Source organism: Limnohabitans sp. TEGF002 (genome assembly GCF_055395845.1).
In genome coordinates this window covers 909,110-929,487 of the sequence record NZ_AP029224.1, presented here as the reverse complement: position 1 = coordinate 929,487, position 20,378 = coordinate 909,110, and the positions used below count along the sequence as shown (strand labels likewise).

General features: G+C 57.1%; 21 protein-coding genes. 14 read left to right on the top strand and 7 right to left on the bottom strand.

Annotated elements, in window-relative coordinates:
* The first annotated feature begins 21 nt into the window (after positions 1–21).
* The 4 genes from ACZ5SR_RS04710 to ACZ5SR_RS04695 all read left to right on the top strand — a co-directional run bounded on the left by ACZ5SR_RS04710 (position 22) and on the right by ACZ5SR_RS04695 (position 3,808).
* A complete protein-coding gene (locus ACZ5SR_RS04710) occupies positions 22–510 on the top strand; it encodes an arsenate reductase ArsC (RefSeq protein WP_464450414.1) in 489 nt (162 codons plus the stop codon).
* A gap of 64 nt (positions 511–574) precedes the next feature.
* The gene (arsB, locus tag ACZ5SR_RS04705) at positions 575–1,597 is read left to right on the top strand and encodes an ACR3 family arsenite efflux transporter (RefSeq protein ID WP_464450413.1); all 1,023 of its coding nucleotides are present in this window, start codon (positions 575–577) and stop codon (positions 1,595–1,597) included.
* Between the two features lie 106 nt (positions 1,598–1,703).
* The gene (locus ACZ5SR_RS04700) at positions 1,704–3,206 is read left to right on the top strand and encodes a Ppx/GppA phosphatase family protein (protein ID WP_464450412.1); all 1,503 of its coding nucleotides are present in this window, start codon (positions 1,704–1,706) and stop codon (positions 3,204–3,206) included.
* Positions 3,207–3,295: 89 nt separating this feature from the next.
* Entirely contained in the window at positions 3,296–3,808 is a 513-nt protein-coding gene (locus tag ACZ5SR_RS04695) for a hypothetical protein (RefSeq protein WP_464450411.1), read from the top strand.
* A gap of 21 nt (positions 3,809–3,829) precedes the next feature.
* On the opposite strand, the gene ACZ5SR_RS04690 is transcribed toward ACZ5SR_RS04695, so the two are convergent.
* From ACZ5SR_RS04690 to ACZ5SR_RS04665, 6 genes are all read right to left on the bottom strand, one after another.
* Complete coding sequence (locus tag ACZ5SR_RS04690) at positions 3,830–4,291, bottom strand: SixA phosphatase family protein (protein ID WP_464450410.1); 462 nt, start codon at positions 4,289–4,291, stop codon at positions 3,830–3,832.
* A gap of 5 nt (positions 4,292–4,296) precedes the next feature.
* On the bottom strand, positions 4,297–6,381 hold the full coding sequence (gene ppk1 / locus ACZ5SR_RS04685) for a polyphosphate kinase 1 (protein ID WP_464450409.1): 2,085 nt from the start codon (positions 6,379–6,381) through the stop codon (positions 4,297–4,299).
* A gap of 75 nt (positions 6,382–6,456) precedes the next feature.
* Positions 6,457–7,497 carry a glycosyltransferase family 4 protein gene (locus ACZ5SR_RS04680; protein WP_464450408.1) on the bottom strand — a complete coding sequence of 347 codons (1,041 nt, stop codon included), beginning with the start codon at positions 7,495–7,497 and terminating at the stop codon, positions 6,457–6,459.
* The gene (locus tag ACZ5SR_RS04675; RefSeq protein ID WP_464450407.1) at positions 7,494–8,306 is read right to left on the bottom strand and encodes a UDP-2,3-diacylglucosamine diphosphatase; all 813 of its coding nucleotides are present in this window, start codon (positions 8,304–8,306) and stop codon (positions 7,494–7,496) included. The genes ACZ5SR_RS04680 and ACZ5SR_RS04675 overlap by 4 nt, the downstream gene beginning before the upstream one ends.
* 113 nt (positions 8,307–8,419) lie before the next feature.
* Positions 8,420–9,265, bottom strand: a complete 846-nt coding sequence (locus ACZ5SR_RS04670; RefSeq protein ID WP_464450406.1) for a GNAT family N-acetyltransferase — start codon at positions 9,263–9,265, stop codon at positions 8,420–8,422.
* Positions 9,266–9,333: 68 nt separating this feature from the next.
* Positions 9,334–9,963, bottom strand: coding sequence for an HD domain-containing protein (locus ACZ5SR_RS04665; protein ID WP_464450405.1), 630 nt, complete (start codon positions 9,961–9,963; stop codon positions 9,334–9,336).
* Between the two features lie 56 nt (positions 9,964–10,019).
* Here ACZ5SR_RS04665 and phnC point away from each other — a divergent pair, with 56 nt between their 5' ends.
* The 7 genes from phnC (at position 10,020) to ACZ5SR_RS04630 (ending at position 16,530) form a co-directional block, all read left to right on the top strand.
* Positions 10,020–10,865 (top strand): phosphonate ABC transporter ATP-binding protein, encoded by an 846-nt coding sequence (gene phnC / locus ACZ5SR_RS04660; protein WP_464450404.1) that lies wholly within the window; start codon positions 10,020–10,022, stop codon positions 10,863–10,865.
* A 23-nt stretch (positions 10,866–10,888) separates the two neighbouring features.
* Entirely contained in the window at positions 10,889–11,839 is a 951-nt protein-coding gene (gene phnD / locus ACZ5SR_RS04655; protein ID WP_464450403.1) for a phosphonate ABC transporter substrate-binding protein, read from the top strand.
* Between the two features lie 11 nt (positions 11,840–11,850).
* Positions 11,851–12,663: a phosphonate ABC transporter, permease protein PhnE gene (gene phnE, locus ACZ5SR_RS04650; protein ID WP_464451016.1), complete on the top strand. Its 813-nt coding sequence runs from the start codon at positions 11,851–11,853 to the stop codon at positions 12,661–12,663.
* A 107-nt stretch (positions 12,664–12,770) separates the two neighbouring features.
* Positions 12,771–13,730: an iron-containing alcohol dehydrogenase gene (locus tag ACZ5SR_RS04645; protein ID WP_464451145.1), complete on the top strand. Its 960-nt coding sequence runs from the start codon at positions 12,771–12,773 to the stop codon at positions 13,728–13,730.
* The gene (locus ACZ5SR_RS04640; protein ID WP_464450401.1) at positions 13,727–14,842 is read left to right on the top strand and encodes a TIGR03364 family FAD-dependent oxidoreductase; all 1,116 of its coding nucleotides are present in this window, start codon (positions 13,727–13,729) and stop codon (positions 14,840–14,842) included. Before ACZ5SR_RS04645 ends, ACZ5SR_RS04640 begins: the two co-directional genes overlap by 4 nt.
* Positions 14,839–15,660 (top strand): phosphonoacetaldehyde hydrolase, encoded by an 822-nt coding sequence (phnX, locus tag ACZ5SR_RS04635; protein WP_464450400.1) that lies wholly within the window; start codon positions 14,839–14,841, stop codon positions 15,658–15,660. Before ACZ5SR_RS04640 ends, phnX begins: the two co-directional genes overlap by 4 nt.
* 180 nt (positions 15,661–15,840) lie before the next feature.
* Positions 15,841–16,530, top strand: coding sequence for an NUDIX hydrolase (locus tag ACZ5SR_RS04630; protein ID WP_464450399.1), 690 nt, complete (start codon positions 15,841–15,843; stop codon positions 16,528–16,530).
* A 72-nt stretch (positions 16,531–16,602) separates the two neighbouring features.
* Here the strand turns inward: ACZ5SR_RS04630 and ACZ5SR_RS04625 are convergent, their stop codons facing one another.
* Positions 16,603–17,097, bottom strand: coding sequence for an RrF2 family transcriptional regulator (locus ACZ5SR_RS04625; protein ID WP_464450398.1), 495 nt, complete (start codon positions 17,095–17,097; stop codon positions 16,603–16,605).
* 124 nt (positions 17,098–17,221) lie between these two features.
* On the opposite strand from ACZ5SR_RS04625, the gene ACZ5SR_RS04620 reads away from it, so the two are divergent.
* Genes ACZ5SR_RS04620 through ACZ5SR_RS04610 form a run of 3 tightly spaced genes read left to right on the top strand, consistent with a single transcriptional unit; the run spans position 17,222 to position 20,376 of the window.
* Positions 17,222–18,220: a MerR family transcriptional regulator gene (locus tag ACZ5SR_RS04620; protein ID WP_464450397.1), complete on the top strand. Its 999-nt coding sequence runs from the start codon at positions 17,222–17,224 to the stop codon at positions 18,218–18,220.
* Between the two features lie 21 nt (positions 18,221–18,241).
* Positions 18,242–18,781 (top strand): hypothetical protein, encoded by a 540-nt coding sequence (locus tag ACZ5SR_RS04615; protein WP_464450396.1) that lies wholly within the window; start codon positions 18,242–18,244, stop codon positions 18,779–18,781.
* Positions 18,778–20,376, top strand: coding sequence for an FAD-binding domain-containing protein (locus ACZ5SR_RS04610; protein ID WP_464450395.1), 1,599 nt, complete (start codon positions 18,778–18,780; stop codon positions 20,374–20,376). Before ACZ5SR_RS04615 ends, ACZ5SR_RS04610 begins: the two co-directional genes overlap by 4 nt.
* Positions 20,377–20,378 lie beyond the last annotated feature (2 nt).

The window sequence follows — 20,378 nt, the reverse complement described above, 5'->3', positions numbered from 1 at the left end:
CACATTTTCAGGAGAATTTCCATGGCTTCGTTCAACATCCTTTTCATTTGCACCGGCAACTCGTCGCGCAGCATCATGGCCGAGGCCATCATGAACCACCTGGCACCACAACGATTTGTGGCCTACAGCGCTGGCAGCCAGCCTGCGGGGCACATCAAACCCGGCGCAGCCGATTGTTTGGCGCGCAACCAACTAAGCACCCAAGGCTTGCGCAGCAAATCATGGGACGAATTTGCTGCGCCCGGGGCCCCAGTCATGGATTTTGTGATCACGGTGTGTGACAACGCCTCGGGCGAGGTTTGCCCCGTGTGGCCAGGTCAACCCATGACCGCGCACTGGGGCGTGGAAGATCCCGGTCATGCCACCGACACTGAAGAGGAAAAAGCCAAAGCCTTTTGGGATGCTTTCATGAAGTTGCACCGCCGCATTTCGATCTTGCTCAGCCTGCCCATGGACAAACTGGACCGTTTGTCTTTGCACAAAGAATTGCAAAAAATCGGCCAAGAGTAAAGCCCAAAACGGGTTCGAAGCTGCTGCCCAATTTCAGCGCCAAGTTCTGAGTTCACAATAGATCATGGGTATTTTTGAGCGCTTCTTGTCGATTTGGGTGGCTTTGGGCATTGCGGCCGGGGTGGGTGTGGGCCTGCTGGTACCCGGCCTGTTTCAAGCCGTGGCTAAGGTTGAGGTTGCACACGTCAACCTGGTGGTGGCGGTGTTTATCTGGGTGATGATTTTCCCGATGATGGTGCAAATAGACTGGAGCGCCGTGAAGAACGTGGGCCAAAAGCCTCAAGGCCTGCTGCTCACACTGGTGGTCAACTGGCTCATCAAGCCCTTCACCATGGCAGCTTTGGGGGTGCTGTTTTTTCAATACCTCTTTGCCCCTTGGGTCGATCCGCAATCGGCCAACGCATACATAGCCGGGATGATCTTGCTGGGCGTGGCCCCATGCACGGCCATGGTGTTTGTGTGGAGCCAACTGGTCAAGGGTGACGCCAATTACACCTTGGTGCAGGTCTCGGTGAACGATCTCATCATGGTGGTAGCGTTCGCGCCCATTGCAGCATTTTTGCTGGGGATAACCAATGTCACGGTGCCTTGGGAAACTCTGGTGCTTTCCACCGTGCTGTATGTGGTGTTGCCTTTGGCCGCAGGCATGCTGTGCCGCCGCCTGTGGCTCGCAAGCGAGCCTGAACACTTGCACAAGCGCATGGCCCAACTCAAGCCCTGGTCGGTCTCGGGCTTGATCGCCACTGTGGTCTTGTTATTTGGCTTTCAGGCCCAAACCATCATCGATAAACCGTTGGTGATCGCCATGATTGCCGTGCCCCTCGTGCTGCAGACCTACGGCATTTTCTTCATCGCCTGGTGGGGCGCGCGCTGGCTCAAATTGCCTCACAACGTGGCCGGACCCGCTTGCCTGATCGGCACCTCCAACTTTTTCGAACTCGCGGTGGCCGTAGCCATCTCACTGTTTGGCCTGAATTCGGGTGCAGCCTTGGCCACCGTAGTGGGCGTGCTGGTGGAAGTGCCCGTGATGCTGACGCTGGTGACTTTGATCAACCGCTGGGCACCGTTCAAGGGCGCGCAGACCTGAACCTGCGCAAGCCCCACAAGGCCCAACGTCCTCACCAGATTGGTTTTCTCGTCATCCTATTTTCACAATTCGGTCACATAATCAAAGTTTTGTATTTCCGCGCCCCATGCACAATAAATCCCTGTACGCCGCCATTGATCTGGGCTCCAACAGTTTTCGCCTCGAAATTGGTCAGATGGATGCGGGCCAACTGCGGCGCGTGGAATACATCAAGGAAACCGTGCGTCAAGGCAATGGGCTGGATGCCGATCGCAACCTGACTGATGAGGCGATGGTTCGGGGCTGGGAATGCTTGGCCCGATTTGGTGAACGCATTGCCGGCTTTAAACCCAGTCAAGTGCGTGCCGTGGCCACCCAAACCTTGCGTGAGGCCCGTAACCGCGATGTTTTCATGGCCAAGGCCAAGCGGATTCTGGGCTTCCCGATCGAGGTGATTGCCGGGCGCGAAGAAGCCCGTCTCATCTACCTTGGTGTGTCTCACCTGCTCCCTCAATCGAATGAGCGCAGACTGGTTGTCGACATTGGGGGGCGCTCAACCGAGATGATTTTGGGGCACAACGAGACAGCCAACACATTGGAGTCTTACCGCGTTGGAAGCGTGGGGTGGTCGATGAAATACTTCCCTGATGGACTCTGGACCTCACAGGCATTCAAAGCTGCAGAAATTGGGGCCATGGCGGTGCTTGACGAAGCCCCCATTTTGTTCAACCGCCAGCACTGGGACAAGTGTTACGGCTCTTCAGGGACTGTAGGCGCGGTTTCTGAGGTCTTGACCCAGGCCGGCTGGCCCGAGGGACGTGTCACACGAGATGGGCTGTCTTGGCTCAAAGAACGTCTCATCAAAGCTCAAAAAATAGACAACCTGCGCTTGGAAGGTGTCAAAGAAGAGCGCAAGCCAGTGATTGGTGGCGGACTGGCGGTTTTGCAAGCGGTGTTTGATTTGTTGCAAATCGATGAGATGCATGCCGCGCAAGGGGCTTTGCGCCACGGCGCACTCTACGATCTGATCGACCGCGAAAGCCCCCAGGATGTCAGATCATCCATGGTGGACTGGCTGGCCCAACGCTTTGGCACCGACGCACACCAGGCCGGTCGAGTCTCGCGAACAGCCCAGGGCCTCTTGCAAGACATGCTCACTTCGGAAACCGATGTACCCAAAATCGAAAGCCAACGCCATTTGCAAAAACTGCACTGGGCCTGCCAGCTTCACGAGACCGGCATGCGCATCTCGCACAGCGATTACCACAAGCATGGCGCATACATTCTGGACAACACGGATCTACCCGGCTTCACGTTGGACGAACTGCACCGCTTGAGCCAGCTGGTCTTGGGTCACCGGGGCAAACTGCGGAAGCTGGAAACAGACTTGGTAGACATCCGCTTTGTCCAACAACTCATGGCGCTGCGTCTGGCTGTCATTTTGTGCCATGCACGGCGCGATCCTGATTTATCCGGTTTGCACATTCAATTCGATACAGATCGCCGAACTGCCACTTTGCAAATGGACGGTGAATGGGCTGACCTTTGGCCACAGTCGGCGCACCTGTTGCGCGAAGAAAAAAACGCTTGGCAAAAGACCGATTGGTTTTTGCAAGTTCTTTCCAACTGAGATTCTCCAGGCCCTGAAGGCCAATAACTTGCCCAATTAAAATCAACGGTATAAACTGTATATCCCGTTAATTTAAAAATTGCGCCATCATGAGCACCACCACAGTCGCCAAATCTCCCATTAAAACTGCGGCCCCCAAGCCCAGCCCTAAAAAAACGGCCGCCAAGACTAAACCAGTCCATGCGCCTGGCCAAAGTACAGCACCAAACCGGGCTAAAAACGCCACGCCTGCGCCAAAACGCAAACCCGTCCAATCGGCAAAGACGGCTGTCAAACAGCCAGCCGTGCCAGTTACCGGCAAGATGAGTCAAACCCAAACGGCTCAACCCAAAGCCCTGGATAAAAAAGCCTCTGACTTGCCCAGTAAAACCATTAAAGAGAAAAAGGTCAAAGTCGTTCGCGACAGCTTCACCTTGCCCAAGACCGAGTTGCTGCAAATCGGCGAGATGAAAAAACGTGCGATGACCTTGGGTGTTGAAGTCAAAAAGAGCGAACTGATCCGTGCTGGCCTTCAGGCATTGGCTGGAATGGCCGACACCGCTTTCAAAAAGGCCATGGCCAACGTGCCCACCATCAAGACCGGACGCCCAAGCAAAGACTGAGGGCGGTATCCAACTGCCTGATCACAAACGCTCAGGACACGTCACAGCCAGCAGCACGCTTTGCGCCTGACCTTCGCGGATGCGGTGGCGCAGCCACCAAACCGCTCCTTTGCGAATGGCGCATGCGGCCTCGGGCATGCCCAGCAATTGCGCCACCATGCCGCCCAGTGCCGGCTGGTGGCCTACCAGCAAGACTGGGTAACGCGCGTCGGGCCAACCCGAGGTTTCCAGCACATCGGCCACGCTGGCACCTGGGGACAGGGCGTCGCGAACTTTGTATTTGCGGCCCAGGGCTTGCACCGTTTGCTCTGACCTCACAGCCGGGCTGCAAAGCACGCGGGTGCCTTGTGGCAACTGGGCATCTAGCCAAGTGGCCATGCGTTCGGCCTGTTTGCGTCCGCGAGGCGTCAAAGCCCTGGTCATGTCATCTTCACCGGGCTCGGCTTCATGGGCTTCTGCATGCCGCCACACGATCAAGTCCATGGCACTCACTCCTGCTCGGTTGCTGCACTGTAGCGCTGCATCAGCGCTTGCTGGGCACCAGGCCCCGGTGCCGTCAGGCCCACGCGGTGATACTGGCCATTCGGGGAAAGATCCCAAGCGTCACGGCCATCGTGCAGATAGGCGATCAAGCATTCGTCAATGATGCGCTGGCGCAGCAACGGGTCGGTCACGGGCCAAGCCAATTCGATGCGACGCGTCATATTGCGGCTCATCCAGTCGGCGCTCGACAAATACAGCGATTCGTCTTGATCTGCGCAGAAATAAAACACCCGTGAGTGCTCCAAAAACCGACCAATGACCGAGCGCACGCGAATGTTGTCGCTCAAGCCAACCACCCCGGCGGGGAGCATGCAGGCCCCGCGAACAATCAAATCGATCTTCGCCCCCTTTTTTCCAGCCTCCAACAGGGCTTCCATCAGGGGCTGATCGGTCAAGGCATTCATCTTGATGACGATGCGCCCAGTTGCACCACGCGCAGCCGCGTTGCCCACTGCCTCGATGAGGGTTTGCATCTGAGCATGCAAGTTAAAAGGCGCCACCAACAAACGCTTCATTTTGGGCAAGCGGCTTTGGCTGGCCAAATGTCCGAACAACTGATCCATGTCGGCGGTAATCTCTGCATTGGCCGTGAGGTAGCTGATGTCGGTGTACAGCGCGGCGGTGCGGCGGTTGTAATTGCCGGTGGACAGATGGCCATAGCGGCGCAGCACGCGGCCTTCGCGGCGGGTGACGAGCAGCATTTTGGCGTGCGTCTTCAGGCCCACGATGCCATAGACCACTTGCGCGCCAATCGATTCAAGTTGCTCGGCCCAGTTGATGTTGGCCTCTTCGTCAAATCGGGCTTTGAGCTCCACCACCGCCGTCACTTCTTTGCCCCGGCGCACCGCCTCGCGCAGCAAATCCATCATGGTGGTGTCGCTGCCTGCGCGGTAAATGGTTTGCTTGATGGCCAGCACATTCGGATCCATCACGGCTTCTCGCAAAAAGGCCAATACACCGTCGAAACTTTCAAAGGGTTGGTGGATCACCACATCACCCTCTTTGAGCCGATTGAACACCGAGCCGTGTTGCGGCAGTTGCACCGGAAAGCTGGCTTTGAAGGGCGGAAAAAGCAAGTCCGGCGCAGGCACCAGATCGATCAACTGCATCAAGCGCACCAAGTTCACCGGACCATTGACCCGGAACACCGACGCCTCGGGCAGGCGAAACTCTTTGCGCAAAAACTCTGCCAATCGGGGCGCACAGTTGGACGAGACTTCCAGGCGAACCGCCTGGCCATAGTGACGGTGCTGCAGCCCTTGACGCAGGGCCATGCGCAAATTGGCGATTTCATCTTCATCCACCGCCAGGTCCGAATGACGCGTGACCCTGAACTGCGAGAACTGTCCGACCTCACGACCCGGAAACAACTCGGCCAGATGGGCGCGGATCACGCTGGACAACAGCACAAAAGCCTTGGTGCCTTCACACACGCGGTCCGGCAAGGCGATCACCCGTGGCAAGACACGTGGCACCTTGACGATGGCGATTTCATTGGCACGCCCGAAAGCATCCTTGCCCGACAACTGAACAATGAAGTTGAGCGATTTGTTGGCCACTTGAGGAAAAGGATGGGCTGGATCCAGACCCACGGGCACCAGCAGCGGCTGCACCTCGCGCTGGAAGTAGCTGCGCACCCAGCGGCGTTGCTCGGCATTGCGCTCACCATGCGACAACAAGCGGTAACCATGACGCTGCAAAGTGGGCAGCAAATCGTCGTTGTACAGCGCGTATTGACGCGTCACCATGGCGTTGGTTTTGTCGGCAATGGCCGCCAAGCTGTCTGGGGTGTATTGGCCGGACTTGATCTCCTGCAAGCTGCCCATCACATGAGGCTCAGCACGCACCTCAAAGAACTCGTCCAGGTTGGAGGACACAATGCACAGATAGCGCAAGCGTTCGAGTACCGGAACTTCGGGACGATGCGCCCAGTCGAGGACACGCTCATTGAACGCCAAAATACTCAGGTCCCGGTCCAAAAAATCCGAAGCATGGTCTGCCGACGTGGTCTGTGAAAGTGATTTGTCCATGGCACACATTTGAGTCATTTCAAATGAGTCTAAGAAGCCATCAAGTCAGTTTGATGACAAGGATGTGAATCTGCGTCATGGTTTTCCCTCGGCCTTGATGGGCATCAAGTAGGTTCTGAATAAAGCCACCGTCTGGGGCCAGCCAAAGGCTTCAGCCCTCAGCCTGGCCTCTTCGCGAGGCAACTTCAAAGCCTGCACAGTGGCTTCGGCCAAATTGTGGTCCAGCACACCCCCTTTGGGCGATCCTTGATCAGCACCCAAGACTTGCAGGGGCCCATCCACCGGATACGCGGCGACCGGCGTGCCGCAGGCCATGGCTTCGAGCATGACAAGGCCAAAGGTTTCATTGCGCGAAGGGAATACAAACACATCCGCAGCCGCATAAACCCGCGCCAATTGCGGACGCGGCAAGACCCCCATCCAAACCACATCAGGATAAGTCGCCTGCAACTGCGCAGCCAAAGGGCCCTCTCCACACACGATGCGCGTTCCCGACCAGGGCATGCTCAAAAAGGCATCGATGTTTTTTTCATACGAGACACGCCCCACATACAAAGCCCAAGGGCGCGGCAGATGCGCCAGCTCGGGCAAAGCCACCGCCTGAGGCTGGTACGAAAACAAGGACAAATCCACCCCATGGGTCCAGGGTTTCAACGACTGGAAACCTCTGGCTTGCAACATGCGCAAAACGCCTTGGGTCGGCACCATCACCCCCGAAGAGGGCCGGTGAAAGCGCCGAAACAAGGCGTAGCCCAGGAACAAAGGCACACGCAAAGCCGCTCGAAGGATTTCCGGAAACTTGGTATGAAAAGCGGTGGTGAAACGCCAACCCCTTTTGAGACAGTGCTTGCGAGCAGCCCAACCCAACGGCCCTTCGGTGGCGATGTGTACAGCATCGGGCGACAGACTGTCGAGCATCTCGGCCAAGGCTTTGTAAGGGCGCACCGCCAAATCAATGCCCGCATAACCTGGGCAAGGTCGACTTTTGAACAAACCAGGATGCAGCACACTGACCTGGACACCCATTGGGCCCAAAGCCTCCACCAATTCATGCAAAGTGGTCACCACCCCATTGACCTGAGGGTGCCAGGCGTCGGTGATCAGTGCCAACTTCATGCAGGCACCGCCTGCGCGGGTAAGGCGTTCACCACCACCGCTTGACCGGCCCAGTGGATGATTTCCAGACGACCATCGGCGTGTTCGACCAAGGCGGTGCGGCTTTCTACCCAATCACCGTCGTTGCAGTACAAGGTGCCGTTCACATCGCGAATTTCGGCGTGGTGAATGTGGCCACACACCACACCATCAAAACCCCGGCGTTTGGCCTCTTGCGCTACAGCCACTTCAAAGTCACTGATGAAATTGACGGCCTTCTTGACCTTGAGTTTGAGGTAGGCCGACAAGGACCAATACTCCAAGCCGATGCGGGCCCTGAAGCTGTTGAGGTGACGGTTGAGCCGCAAAGTGAATTCGTACAACCAATCGCCCACATAGGCCAACCACTTGGCGCACTGGATCACACCGTCAAAATGGTCACCATGCACGACCCACAACTTGAGCCCTTTGGCCGTGGTGTGGGACGTATCGTGCACCACCTCGACACCGCCAAAAGCATGCCCCACAAAATGTCGCGCAAACTCATCGTGGTTGCCCGGCACATAAATGACGCGACACCCTTTGCGCGCTCGGCGTAACAATTTTTGAACCACATCGTTGTGGCTTTGAGGCCAAAACCAACGCCTGCGCAATTGCCAACCGTCCACGATGTCACCCACCAAATACAACACATCACTGGGGTGGTGCTTCAAAAAATCAAGCAAAGCTTCTGCCTGAAAGCCAGGTGTGCCAATGTGCAGGTCGGAAATGAAAATTGCCCGCAAACGGGGTCGGTCTGCGGGCATATTGTCTTCATCGGAATCGTCCATCTCCCTCATCAACGGGGGCAGCAGAGCAGGCAATGCCTGAGCCAAGCTGTCATCGACACCCGCATACGAGGTTTTGAACAGGGCACCAACCGGCGAATTTGGAACGGCTGTTGTCATACGGCCCCCATGGAAAAGTGCTTGCGATAGCGCATGGGCAAATCGGCCGTGCGCATCATCATCGGCAGATCAGCCGTATTGAAATCCGGGTCCCAAGCCGGCGCGCCCAACACCTTGGCGCCCAGTCGCAAATAACCTTTGATGAGCGCCGGTGGTTCAATTTGCAAGCCATGGTTCAACTCTTCCACAGGCAAAGCCAGGCGTGGCCGCACATGGAACTGAATATCTGCCAAATGGGTTTGGCGCAACTGGTGCCAGATGCTGGCAGCGACATCGCCTGTTACCAAACCGTTGTGCAGCATGGGGATGCTGGCACAACCGATCATGGTGTCCAGACGGTTACGGTCCATGAACTCAAACAAGGCCCCCCACAAGGCCATGATGACGCCGCCATGGCGGTGATCTGCGTGCACGCAACTGCGGCCCAACTCGACCATGCGGTTGCGCAGATCGCGCAGTCGGGTCAGATCAAATTCGGTGTCGCTGTAGGTGCTGCCTGCACGCTTGGCCTGTGCGGGCGTAAGCACCCGGTAGGTACCAATGACCTGACCAGAAGCGCTGTCTCGGACCAAGAGGTGTTCGCAATAGTCGTCAAATAAATCGATGTCATGCCCTGGCACTTTTTTGGGCAAACGCGCACCCAGTTCAGTGGCAAAAACCTGATACCTCAGTCGTTGGGCTTCCCGAACTTCGTCGAGATGCTGCGCCCAGCTGACTTCAATGGTGCTTTGCACACGCCGAGGCAAAAAGTCCAAACCGGTACCAGCTGATCCCGGATGAAGTGACCCCCTGGGCAATTGAACAGGGGACAGCGCGAAGGTGGGGTTGGGTAACTCTTTCATGACTTCAGCTCCTTTTGATCCTGAATGTCATGGTCGTCTTCATGCATGTCAAAGACGTGTCTTTTTTATTAAATTTGAGTGACGTTGTTACTCGCCACGCAATCCATCAAATGCTTCAAATGATCCAAGGCATCTTGGCGTGTGTCTTCAAACCAACCAGACTTTTTACCCAGATCATCCCAGACGCGCAGCTTCACGGCATCGGCGAAAAAAGTCTCCGCTTCAAAAGCCCCGCACTCTTCTGGCGCCATGGGCCCACCTTGCAAACTCAGGCTTCGCACGGAATCGGGAGACAACTTTCGGGCATATGTCTCTCGTGTGCTGACCAAATAGCGCTTGGCCTGCACATGCAAACGCACTGGCTCAGAAACAGCGGAACCAAACAAAGGCAGCAGGACCTGCGCACCGATCATTTCATGCATATCATCTTGACCGCGAAGGGTTGGTGTGCCCTCCAGATTCACCCACAAATGGCCTACATCGTGCAACCAACTGGCCAGCTGCAAAGCTTCACTGGCCCCTGACTTTTCAGCCAACCGTCCGCATTGCCAGGCGTGCATCAACTGGGTAACCGACTCACCCGCATAGACCATGTCTCCGCCCTGCTCATACAGCGCCAAAAGTGTGTTCATCATTTTTTGCATGGCGAGACTGTGGATCGGATACGTGTCAAGAGCATGACAAAACAGGTGCGACATGGGAATGACACATTTCCTTCATCACATCGTCACAGGCACTTTGCAAGATGCCTTCTATGTCAAATGAAGAATCTGCCATCCGCGTCATCAATGCCTGCAAATCCTTTCGCAAGGATCGGCAAGCGCTTCAAGCCATCGATCTGCGCATCAAAAAGGGCGAGTGTGTGGGCTTGCTGGGTGCCTCGGGTTCGGGCAAGTCCACGTTGCTGCGGAGTCTGTGCGGACTCGAGCGGCTCGATGGTGTGGACAGTGAAATCCATTTGTGGGGCGAGAGCCTGCAGAAATCGGGCAAGCTGAGCCCGAATGTGCGGCAACTGCGCACCCACATTGGCATCATCTTCCAGCAGTTCAATTTGGTCGGCCGCATGGATGTGCTGACCAACGTGATGACGGGGCTTTTGCCCCACATTCCCCTGCACAGAAGTTTGCTCGGCTGGTTCACACCCGAAGAAAAATTCAAAGCACTCAAAGCCTTGCACTCGGTGGGCCTGTCAGAACAGGCCATGCAACGGGCATCGACGCTCTCTGGTGGCCAACAGCAGCGTGCTGCCATTGCCCGTGCCTTGGTGCAAGGCGCTCGCATTTTGCTGGCGGATGAACCTGTGGCTTCGCTCGATCCCGAATCCACCCGCAGGGTGATGGATTTGCTGCGGCAGCTGCAACGAGATCAGGACATGACCTTGGTCATCAGTTTGCACAACGTGAACCTGGCGCGTCAGTACTGCGATCGCATCATCGCCTTGCGCGAAGGTCGCCTGGTCTACGACGGCCCCCCTTTGGGTCTGGACAACCAACGTTTGCGCGAGCTGTACGGCACGCATTCGGATGAGTTGTTCATGGACCACCCACCCGAAACCCCGGATCCCCTTTTCAACCCGACGCTCCAACTTCTGGCGCATTGATTTTTCCAACCTGAGGACTCACCATGAAACTTGCCCGCATTCTGGCCACCGGCCTGATTTCCCTGAGCGCTATCGGCGCCTATGCTCAAGACATCAGTTTTGGCATCATTGCCACCGACTCGGCTTCGGCGCAGCGTGAGCGCTGGGAGCCCTTCTTCCGCGACATGGAGAAAAAGACGGGCCTGAAAATCCAGTCGTTTTACGCCCCAGATTACGCCGGTGTGATTGAGGCCATGCGCTTCAACAAGATCCAGGTGGCCTGGTACGGCAACAAAGCCGCCATGGAAGCGGTGGACCGCGCCAACGGCGAAGTCTTTGCGCAACTGATGTACGCGGACGGCAGCTTCGGTTACCACGCCTTGTTGATCACCCACAAGGACAGCCCTTACAAAACACTGGACGATGTGATCGCCAACGGCAAGAACATCAATTTCGGTATTGGCGACCCCAATTCGACATCGGGCTTTTTAGTGCCCTCTTATTACATTTTTGCCCAGCGCAACATCGAAGCGCGCAACACTTTCAAGACGGTGCGCAACGCCAGCCATGGCGCCAACATCCAAGCCACTTTGGCCAAGCAAGTCGATGTGGCGACCAACAACACCGAAGACATGGGCAAGCTCGAAAGTGCCAAGCCTGATTTGTTCAGCCAGTTGCGCGTGATCTGGAAAAGCCCCTTGATCCCGAGCGACCCGTTTGTGTGGCGCAAGGACATGGACCCGGCCGTCAAAACCAAGATCAAAAATTTTGTTCTGAACTACGCCAAGAACGATCCGGCAGAAAAAGCCGTGCTCAAGAACATCTACAACTACGGTGGCTTTCGCGAATCCAGCAACGACCAACTGATCCCGATCCGTCAACTGGAGTTGTTCAAGGACCGCCGCAAGGTGGAGGGCGATGACAAATTGGCCGCAGCGGACAAAGCCAAACAGTTGGCAGATATTGACAAGCAACTGGCCGCCTTGAAGAAATAAGCATGTCCACCATGTCCACCGCCATGCCCAGCTCAGATCTGGAAAAACTGCAACAACTGGCCTCGCACAAAAAGAGCCAGGGCCTGAGCTACTTGGTCTGGCTGGTGGCTGCGGGCATTTTGGCCTGGGCGTGGCAGGGGGCAGAGATCCGCCCCCTGGCATTGATTCGGGACGCGGCCAATATGCGCACTTTTGCCGCGGACTTCTTTCCGCCCGATTTCAAAGACTGGCAGATGTATTTGCGTGAGATGGTCATCACACTGCACATCGCCCTTTGGGGAACGGTACTGGCCATCATTGCCGCTGTGCCCATGGGTTTACTGTCGGCCGCCAATGTGGCTCCAGCTTGGGTTTACCAACCCGTTCGCCGCTTGATGGATGCCTGCAGGGCCACCAATGAGATGGTGTTCGCCATGCTGTTCATTGTGGCCGTAGGCCTGGGGCCTTTTGCCGGGGTACTGGCCTTGTTTGTACACACCACAGGCACATTGTCCAAGCTGTTTTCCGAAGCAGTCGAAGCCATCGACCCACGGCCGGTGGAAGGCATACGTGCTACGGGCGCCCACAAACTGGCTGAGATTGCTTACGGCGTGATTCCCCAGGTGATGCCACTTTGGCTGTCGTATTCGCTTTACCGTTTTGAATCGAATGTGCGTTCGGCCTCTGTGGTTGGAATGGTCGGTGCTGGCGGCATTGGCGTGATCTTGTTTGAAGTGATTCGCAGCTTTGAATACGCCCAGACCTGCGCCGTCTTGTTGATGTTGATCGTCACCGTCTCTCTCATTGACATGGGTTCATCATGGCTTCGACAGCGATTCATTTGACCTGGTTCAACCCGGTTCAGCTCGCATGGGGCCCGGACCTGTTGCACACCCACCCACCTGAAAAACCTTTTTTTGTCCTGGCTGACCCACACGCCGTCTCATTGGTCATGGAAGCCCATTTGAAAAGGCACTGGGGTGAGTTGTGCTTGGGCTGGATTTGGCAGCGTTCGCCACAAAGCAGCATCACAGCGGCACTGCAGGTCTGCCAGCAACTGTGGCCTTTGTGGGCCACACAACCCGACGCCGCTTTGCTGGCCATCGGTGGCGGCACTACATTGGATTTGGCCAAACTGGCCCGCTTTGATCTGTATGACCTGGCGCTGGCCCCATCGGTTTGGCGAGCCAACAAGCTGCCAGCCGTTCACAGGCGTCACACCTTGTGGTGTGCTCCCACCACTTCGGGCACAGGCAGTGAGGTCACGCCTTGGGCCACCTTGTGGGACCTCGATGCACAGCCTGCCGTCAAGCGCTCGTGGTCTAACAGCCAAGGCTTTGCAGATCAGGCCTGGATTGACCCCAACTTGACCCTGACATGTCCGGAAGGCTTAACCCGTGACACCGCTTTGGACACTCTGGCGCACGCGCTGGAATCGATCTGGAACCACCACGCCAACGCGATCACGCGCCCTTTGGCGGTACGTTCAGCGCGCATCGTTTTGCAGACATTGCCGCCACTGATGAACAAACCACAAGACCAGGATTTGCGCGGACAGATGAGCCAGGCGTCCTTGTTGGCCGGCTTGGCGATGTCACAAACACAGACGGCTTTGGCCCACGCCTTGTCTTATGACTTGACCCTGCACGAAAACCTGCCCCATGGTCACGCCTGTGCGGTGTGGTTGCCCATGGTGCTGGACATCGCAGCGGCCATCAGTCCTCAAGTGCAGGGCGACCTGGTAGAGATTTTTGACTGTCGCTGGGACCAAGCCAGCGAACGGCTGTCAGCCTGGCTCCAAAACTTGGCCATTGTGCCGCGTGATCTGCGCAGCAGTCCGGCAGGCCTTCATCAACTTCAGCAGGCTTTGGGCTCAGCCCGAGGTCGCAACTTTGTGGGAAGCACAGCATGAGCAACGATGTGATCATTGTGGGCAGTGGCATCGTGGGCCTGGCCTGCGCATGGGCTGCTTTGCAACAAGGCAAAAGCGTGCGCGTGATCGACCGCGATCCATTTTGTGTGGGTGCCTCGATCCGCAACTTTGGTTTTGTCACCGTCACAGGGCAAGGCCGGGGCGACACCTGGCGTCGCGCCCGCAGGTCACGCGATGTATGGGCCTCGCTGGCCCCAAAAGCGGGCATCGCGATTGAGCACGAGGGCCTGTATGTGCTGGCCCAAAGACAACAGGCCAAAATGGTTTTGCAGGAATTGTGCAACCAACCCGAGGGCCAGGATCTCCAATGGCTTGAAGGTCAAGCCCTGCAAGACCAAGCCCCACAATTTTCCATGAGCCATTTGCAGGGAGCGCTTTACAGCCCTCACGAGTTGCGCATTGAAGCGCGCAGCGCCATTGAAAAACTTCGCTTGTGGCTGGCCACACAAGGCGTCGTTTTTCAGATGGGTCATCATGTACAAGAGGTCATCTCTGGTGCCGTCTTCACCAACGGTCAATGGCTGCAGGCCGAGCGCATCATGGTCTGCCCTGGTCCGGACATGCGCAGCTTGTTTCCACAGGCCTTCAGCGAAAACAACACCCAGCTGTGTCAGCTGCAAATGCTGCGGGTTCAGCCGCCGCCAGGCTACCGGCTCGGGGCTGGGGTGATGAGCGATTTGAGTTTGGTGCGCTACCGGGGCTACAGCGAATTGCCGGGTGCCCAATTGCTACTGGATCAATTGCGTGTGGAAGCCCCTCAGGAATTGGCCCATGGCATTCACCTGATCGTGGTGCAAAGCCAGGACGGCTCGCTGGTGGTGGGTGATTCGCACCACTATGGTCAGGCCATGCGGCCTTTTGCTTCGCGCGAAGTGGAAGACCTGATCCTTTATGAAATGCAGCGTCTGCTGTGCTTGGGCCACTACCAGGTGACAGAGCGCTGGACAGGCATTTACCCCAGCGCTCAGCAAGACAGCATGGTCCGCGAAGTTTCGCCTGGCGTGCAACTGGTCAGCGTGACCAGCGGCACGGGCATGAGCACATCTTTTGGATTGGCCGAAGAGATCGTTCGCAACTGGAGCACCCCATGAACACAGACACTGACAAGAAAATCCAGGGCATCGTGCTCGACTGGGCAGGCACCATTGTTGACTTTGGCAGTCTTGCACCCATGGGCGCTTTTGTCGAGTTGTTTGGTCGCCACCAAATTGACATCACCATCGCAGAGGCCCGAGTGCCCATGGGTCTGCCTAAAATTGACCACATCGTGGCTTTGGCATCTCTGCCCAAAGTAGCGCACCAGTGGAGAAGCCACTACGGTCGATCATTTCAGTTCAAAGATGCACAGAATTTACTGTTGGAATTCGAACCCATGAGTGCGCATGCGGCCTTAGAGCGCAGTGACTTCATTCCAGGATTTATGTCCGCTTACCGTGAATTGACTGCTCAGGGCATTGGCTTTGCCACCACCACCGGCTACACGCGGAAAATCATGAACCCCTTGATTGAAAGAGCGGCCGCACAAGGTTTTCATCCCGCCTTGGTGGTTTGCTGTGACGATGTCTTGCGCAGTCGCCCAGATCCAATGGGCGTTGAAAATTGTCTTGCTGCGATGCATTTGAGTGGCCAAGCCCATCAGGTCATCAAAGTCGATGACACCGCGCCAGGTTTGGCCGAGGGACTTGCGGCTGGTTGCTGGACCGTCGGCGTCGCAGCCAGTGGGAATGCACTGGGTTGGTCACACGCTGAGTGGCTCAACGCAAGCGCATCGGAACGACTGCAGGCCTTGGTGCCAGCTGTGGCGAAATTACAAACCGCAGGTGCACACGAAGTGATTGACAGCGTGGCAGATTTGCCAGATGCCATCTCCCGCATTGAACTGCGTATCGCGCAAGGCCAGACACCTTGATCTGACATGTCGCCCAAGCCGTCACATGCGCAAGCTTTTCTGAGCCATCTCCAGGGCAGTCAACTCGATTGGTTGATCAACTTTGTCCAAACTTCCAAGTCAGAGCCCCCTGCGCATTGGCTGCCCTGGTCAAGTGATGGTCATCTTTTGGGTTGGGTATCGCCAGAGCGTGCCGAGCAAATGGTGGTTCATTTGCCAGGATGCGTCCTTCGCGAGCGCCAATTAGATTGGCAGTCGAATGCCAAAAATGCCATGCAAAGAAGCCAGACCTTGCAAAATTTTTTGCAGATACAGGCTGATCGCGGGCGATTGGAAGGTTGGCGAGACGAATATTTCAATTACTGGCTCAAACCGAGCACACCGCCTTTGGTCACAGACGTGCCTTGGCTCTGTGTTGAGCGTGCAGGTTTTCGCCATCTGGGCTTGATGAGCCATGCCGTCCACATCAATGGCTTTTGTACTGACGGGCGATTGTGGTGTGCTCAACGTTCACAGACCAAAGCCACAGATCCCGGGCTGTGGGACAACCTGACCGCAGGGGGTTTGACCGCTGGTGAAGACGCCATCCGGACTGTGCGCAGGGAGCTCAAAGAAGAAGCTGGCTGGAACTGGAGCCCTCGCCAAAATTTGCATGGGTCTGGGTCAGTGAGGACTCGAAGGTTGGAGCCCCAAGGATGGCATGACGAAGTTTTGCTTGTTTACAACCTCGAGATCCCAGATACATTTCAGCCCATCAACCAAGATGGTGAAGTCCAAGCATTTGCCTGCTGGGGTCCCGATCAAGTGGTGTCTGGCATACAAGCCGGTCAGTTCACAGCCGATGCTGCCCACGCGTTGTGCCGAGGATTGGGGCTGACCCGCAACGGGTGAAGTGGCCAGTGTTCAAAGACTTTTGGGCATGTAATGGTCAGGCCCAAAAGTCAACGAACCCTTGACAGTGGATCAGAGCATCATGCTCAACTGAAACACCGAATTGGGTGCCCGGGGCATGACTGGCGGCGGCAAGGGCTTGAGGCGAAATTGACCCAACATGGACGTGACGCGAGCGTCACGCGGCATGAATGGAACCGCCACATCGTCCAAGGTCTGCGACGCCAGCGTCTCTTGCAGATGTCGTTGAATTTCTGACTCGAGCGATTTCATTGGATGAGCGTCGTCGGCGTAAATCTCGTCGAAGCTGTGCACCACCTCAAAGTGTTTGACCACATCCCACAAGCTGATGTCTTCGGGGTTGCCTCGGATCTGGTAACCACCACCGGGGCCACGGTGCGCGCGGATCAACCCTGCTTCACGCAGCTCTTTGAGTATCGACTCTGTGTAGGAGGAAGACAGCCCCAGACCCGAAGCGATCTCTTCGGTCGTCACAGGCTCCACGGCTGAACGAGAAGTGATGAAAACCGCAATGTCTACGGCTTTGGCTGTTTTCTTCAGGATCATGATTCGCTCCTTATTTGAATGGGTATTGTATGGTTTAAACCATATAAATCCACTCATATCCTATTTTATTTCTCAAAAAATCCATTTACACCCTAAAATATCTATTCAATACATAAACAAACCAATGAACAACACCCTTGCCTCTCGTCCGGCGCTTTACCGCATTGGCGCAGTCTCCAAGCTCAGCGGCGTGCCTGTTCCCACCTTGCGGGTTTGGCAAACGCGTTACAACGCGTTCACGCCTGCCACCAGTCAAGGACAACACAGGCTCTACGACGAGGACGACCTGCGCAAGGCTGCATTACTGAAATCTCTGACTGGCCAGGGTCATGGCATCAGCTTGATCGCAGGACTGAGCACCACTCAGCTGCAGCAGTTGTTGCAAACCGGCGCTGACTTGGCGCTCGCGCCAGCACAAGCACCACGATCATCCAACAACCAGCATGGCACTTGGCTGCTGATCGGACAACCGCTGGCAGAGCGCTTGCAATCCGAACACTTCCGGTCAGCGAATCCAATGCAGGCACTGCACATTCAAGCGGTGTGGGCCGATCTGAACGAAGCACTGAGCAGCCCAAAAACCGCCTCAAGCGATGTGCTGATGGTGTCGGTGAACAACCTCAGTGTGGACAGCGCGCAGCAAATCCTGGACCTGTCCTCGCGTCACAACGCACGCCAGACGGTTGTGCTGTACGGCTTTGGACAAATGAAAGCCATTGACAGCCTGGCGCGCGCGGGCTGCTCGGTGCACCGCGATCCCTTGAACGATGCGGAGTTGGCCGACATCGTGCGCAGCACACGACCACCGCTGTCTGATGCTTCATGGCGACTGCCCCTTCTGAATGACCCGGTTCCGCCACGTCAATTCTCAGATGCAGTGCTGCAACGCGTGGCCAATATTCCGAGCCAAGTGCTGTGCGAATGTCCCAGGCACGTGGCCGAATTGATTGGCCAGTTGGGTCGCTTTGAAGCGTACAGCCTGGACTGTTTGCAGCAAAGCCCCAAAGACAGCGAACTGCACACACAGCTCAACAGGATGGCTGGAACTGCCCGCGCCTTGTTTGAAAAGGCGTTGCAAATGGTGGCTGACCACGAAGGCATCTCCTTGCAAGAGCGCCCCTGAAACCACACCGCCGAACTGCGCATGAAACGGCACGTGGCCGCCACCTTGCTGGGCGTGATCGGATTTTTGATCATGGACAGCTACATCGACTGGGTTCGCCAAGACCAAGGCACCTTGCTGGAGATCAACGGTCAAAAAATCGATATGCAAGGCTGGATGGCCGAGCATTGGCGGCAGTGGCGTCAAGACTGCCGAAGGGCACATGCCGAGCCCACCCACACAGCCACAGCCCATGCCGTGCTGCAAACCATCCAGCAGCACAGCCTTCCGGACTCCTTGGAGGCCCATCTGCTGCAACTCCACCTTGAGGCGGACTGGGCCATTGCAGAGGTCGAATTCAAAACACTCAACCCCAGCATCGTGGTGCTGCGCCAGCGCGGCAGTGACTGGCTGATACAAGACAGTGCCGTGTGGAGTGGCTCCACCGCCCCTTGGCACGCGGGCGATTTTGTACGCCGGTATTTGCTACAACAAACCCCTGAACTGCCGCGCACCCTGATCGACTGTGTGCCGATTGAGGCGCGTCGCTATGCCGCCATGCACCAAGGGCAACGGTCATGACGTACCGCGTCGTTTGGTTCAAACGCGACTTGCGCCTGCACGACCACACGGCGCTGGCACATGCTGCAGCGCGTGGACCCGTGATGTGCCTCTACATTGTGGAGCCGGGCCTTTGGGCGCAGCCCGATGCGGCTTTGCAGCACTTTGAATTCGTGCGCGAATCTTTGACCGAGCTGCACCACGACCTGCAAGCGCTGGGCGGCAGCTTGCAGGTACGCGTGGGGCCTGCGGTGCAGGTGCTGGCCGCACTGCACACGCAAGCGCCGTTTGCAGAATTGGTGGCGCACGAAGAAACAGGCAACGCCTTCACCTACGAGCGTGACCTGCAAGTGGGTGCGTGGTGCCGCAGTGCGGGTGTGGGCTGGACAGAGTTTGCACAGTTTGGCGTGGTGCGCCGCCTCAAAAGCCGCAACACCTGGCAAGCGCGCTGGGAAGCGCACATGGCCGCGCCGCAAGCGGTCTTGCCCGCGCTGCAATTTTTCAAGCCTGCTCAAAGCCATGACCCCGAAAGCATGCGCGCTCCTCTTGGCTTGCAGCACAACCCCGCCCAGCGCCAGCGCGGTGGCCGCCGCTTAGGGCTGGAGACCCTGCACAGTTTTCTGGATGCAAGGGCCCTGTCGTATCGGGGCGGCATCTCTTCGCCGCTGTCATCGCCCACGGCCTGTTCGCGCATCTCGACTTACTTGGCCTATGGCTGTATCAGCATGCGCGAGGTGGTGCAAAGCACCCGCGCCGCGCTCGACGCCCTGCCGCCCCACGCCAGCAGGCACCGCGCAGGTCTGGTCGGTTTCATCAGCCGCTTGTATTGGCATTGCCACTTCATTCAAAAGTTAGAGAGCGAGCCCGAAATCGAGTGGCGCAACATGCACCGGGGATACGACGGCCTGCGGGAAGACGGCTGGAACGACGCGCACTTTGCAGCCCTCACTTCGGCCCGCACCGGCTGGCCCATGGTGGACGCTTGTGTGGTCATGCTTTATGAAACGGGTTGGCTCAACTTTCGCATGCGGGCCATGCTGGTGTCGGTGGCGGCCTATCCGCTGTGGCTGGATTGGCGGCCCGTGGGCCACTGGCTGGCCACGCAGTTTTTGGACTACGAACCCGGCATCCACTGGAGCCAGCTGCAAATGCAGTCGGGCACCACCGGCATCAACACCACACGGGTGTACAACCCGATCAAACAAGCACAAGACCACGACCCCAAAGGCATCTTTGTGCGCCGCTGGCTGCCGCACATGCGTCGTGTGCCCGACACCTGGCTGTTCGAGCCTTGGCTGATGCCGCCCGAGGTACAGCGCCACTGCGGCCTGACGGTGGGCAGCGGGCCTGATGCCGACATTCCCCTGCCCGTGGTGGATTTGGCCGAAGCCACGCGCACCTCCAAAGCCGCGCTGCACGCGCGCCGCGCCGAGCCCGGTGTGAAAGCGGGCAAAAAAGCCATCATCGACAAACACGCCTCGCGCAAACATGGCACGGGCCAGCAACGTGACGTGTTCACCCGCGACTCGGACTCCCCCAAGACCAGCCGCAGAAAGTCGGCCAAGTCCTCCTCAAGCAACACCACACCCAGCAAGCAACTGGGCTTTGATTTTTAAGC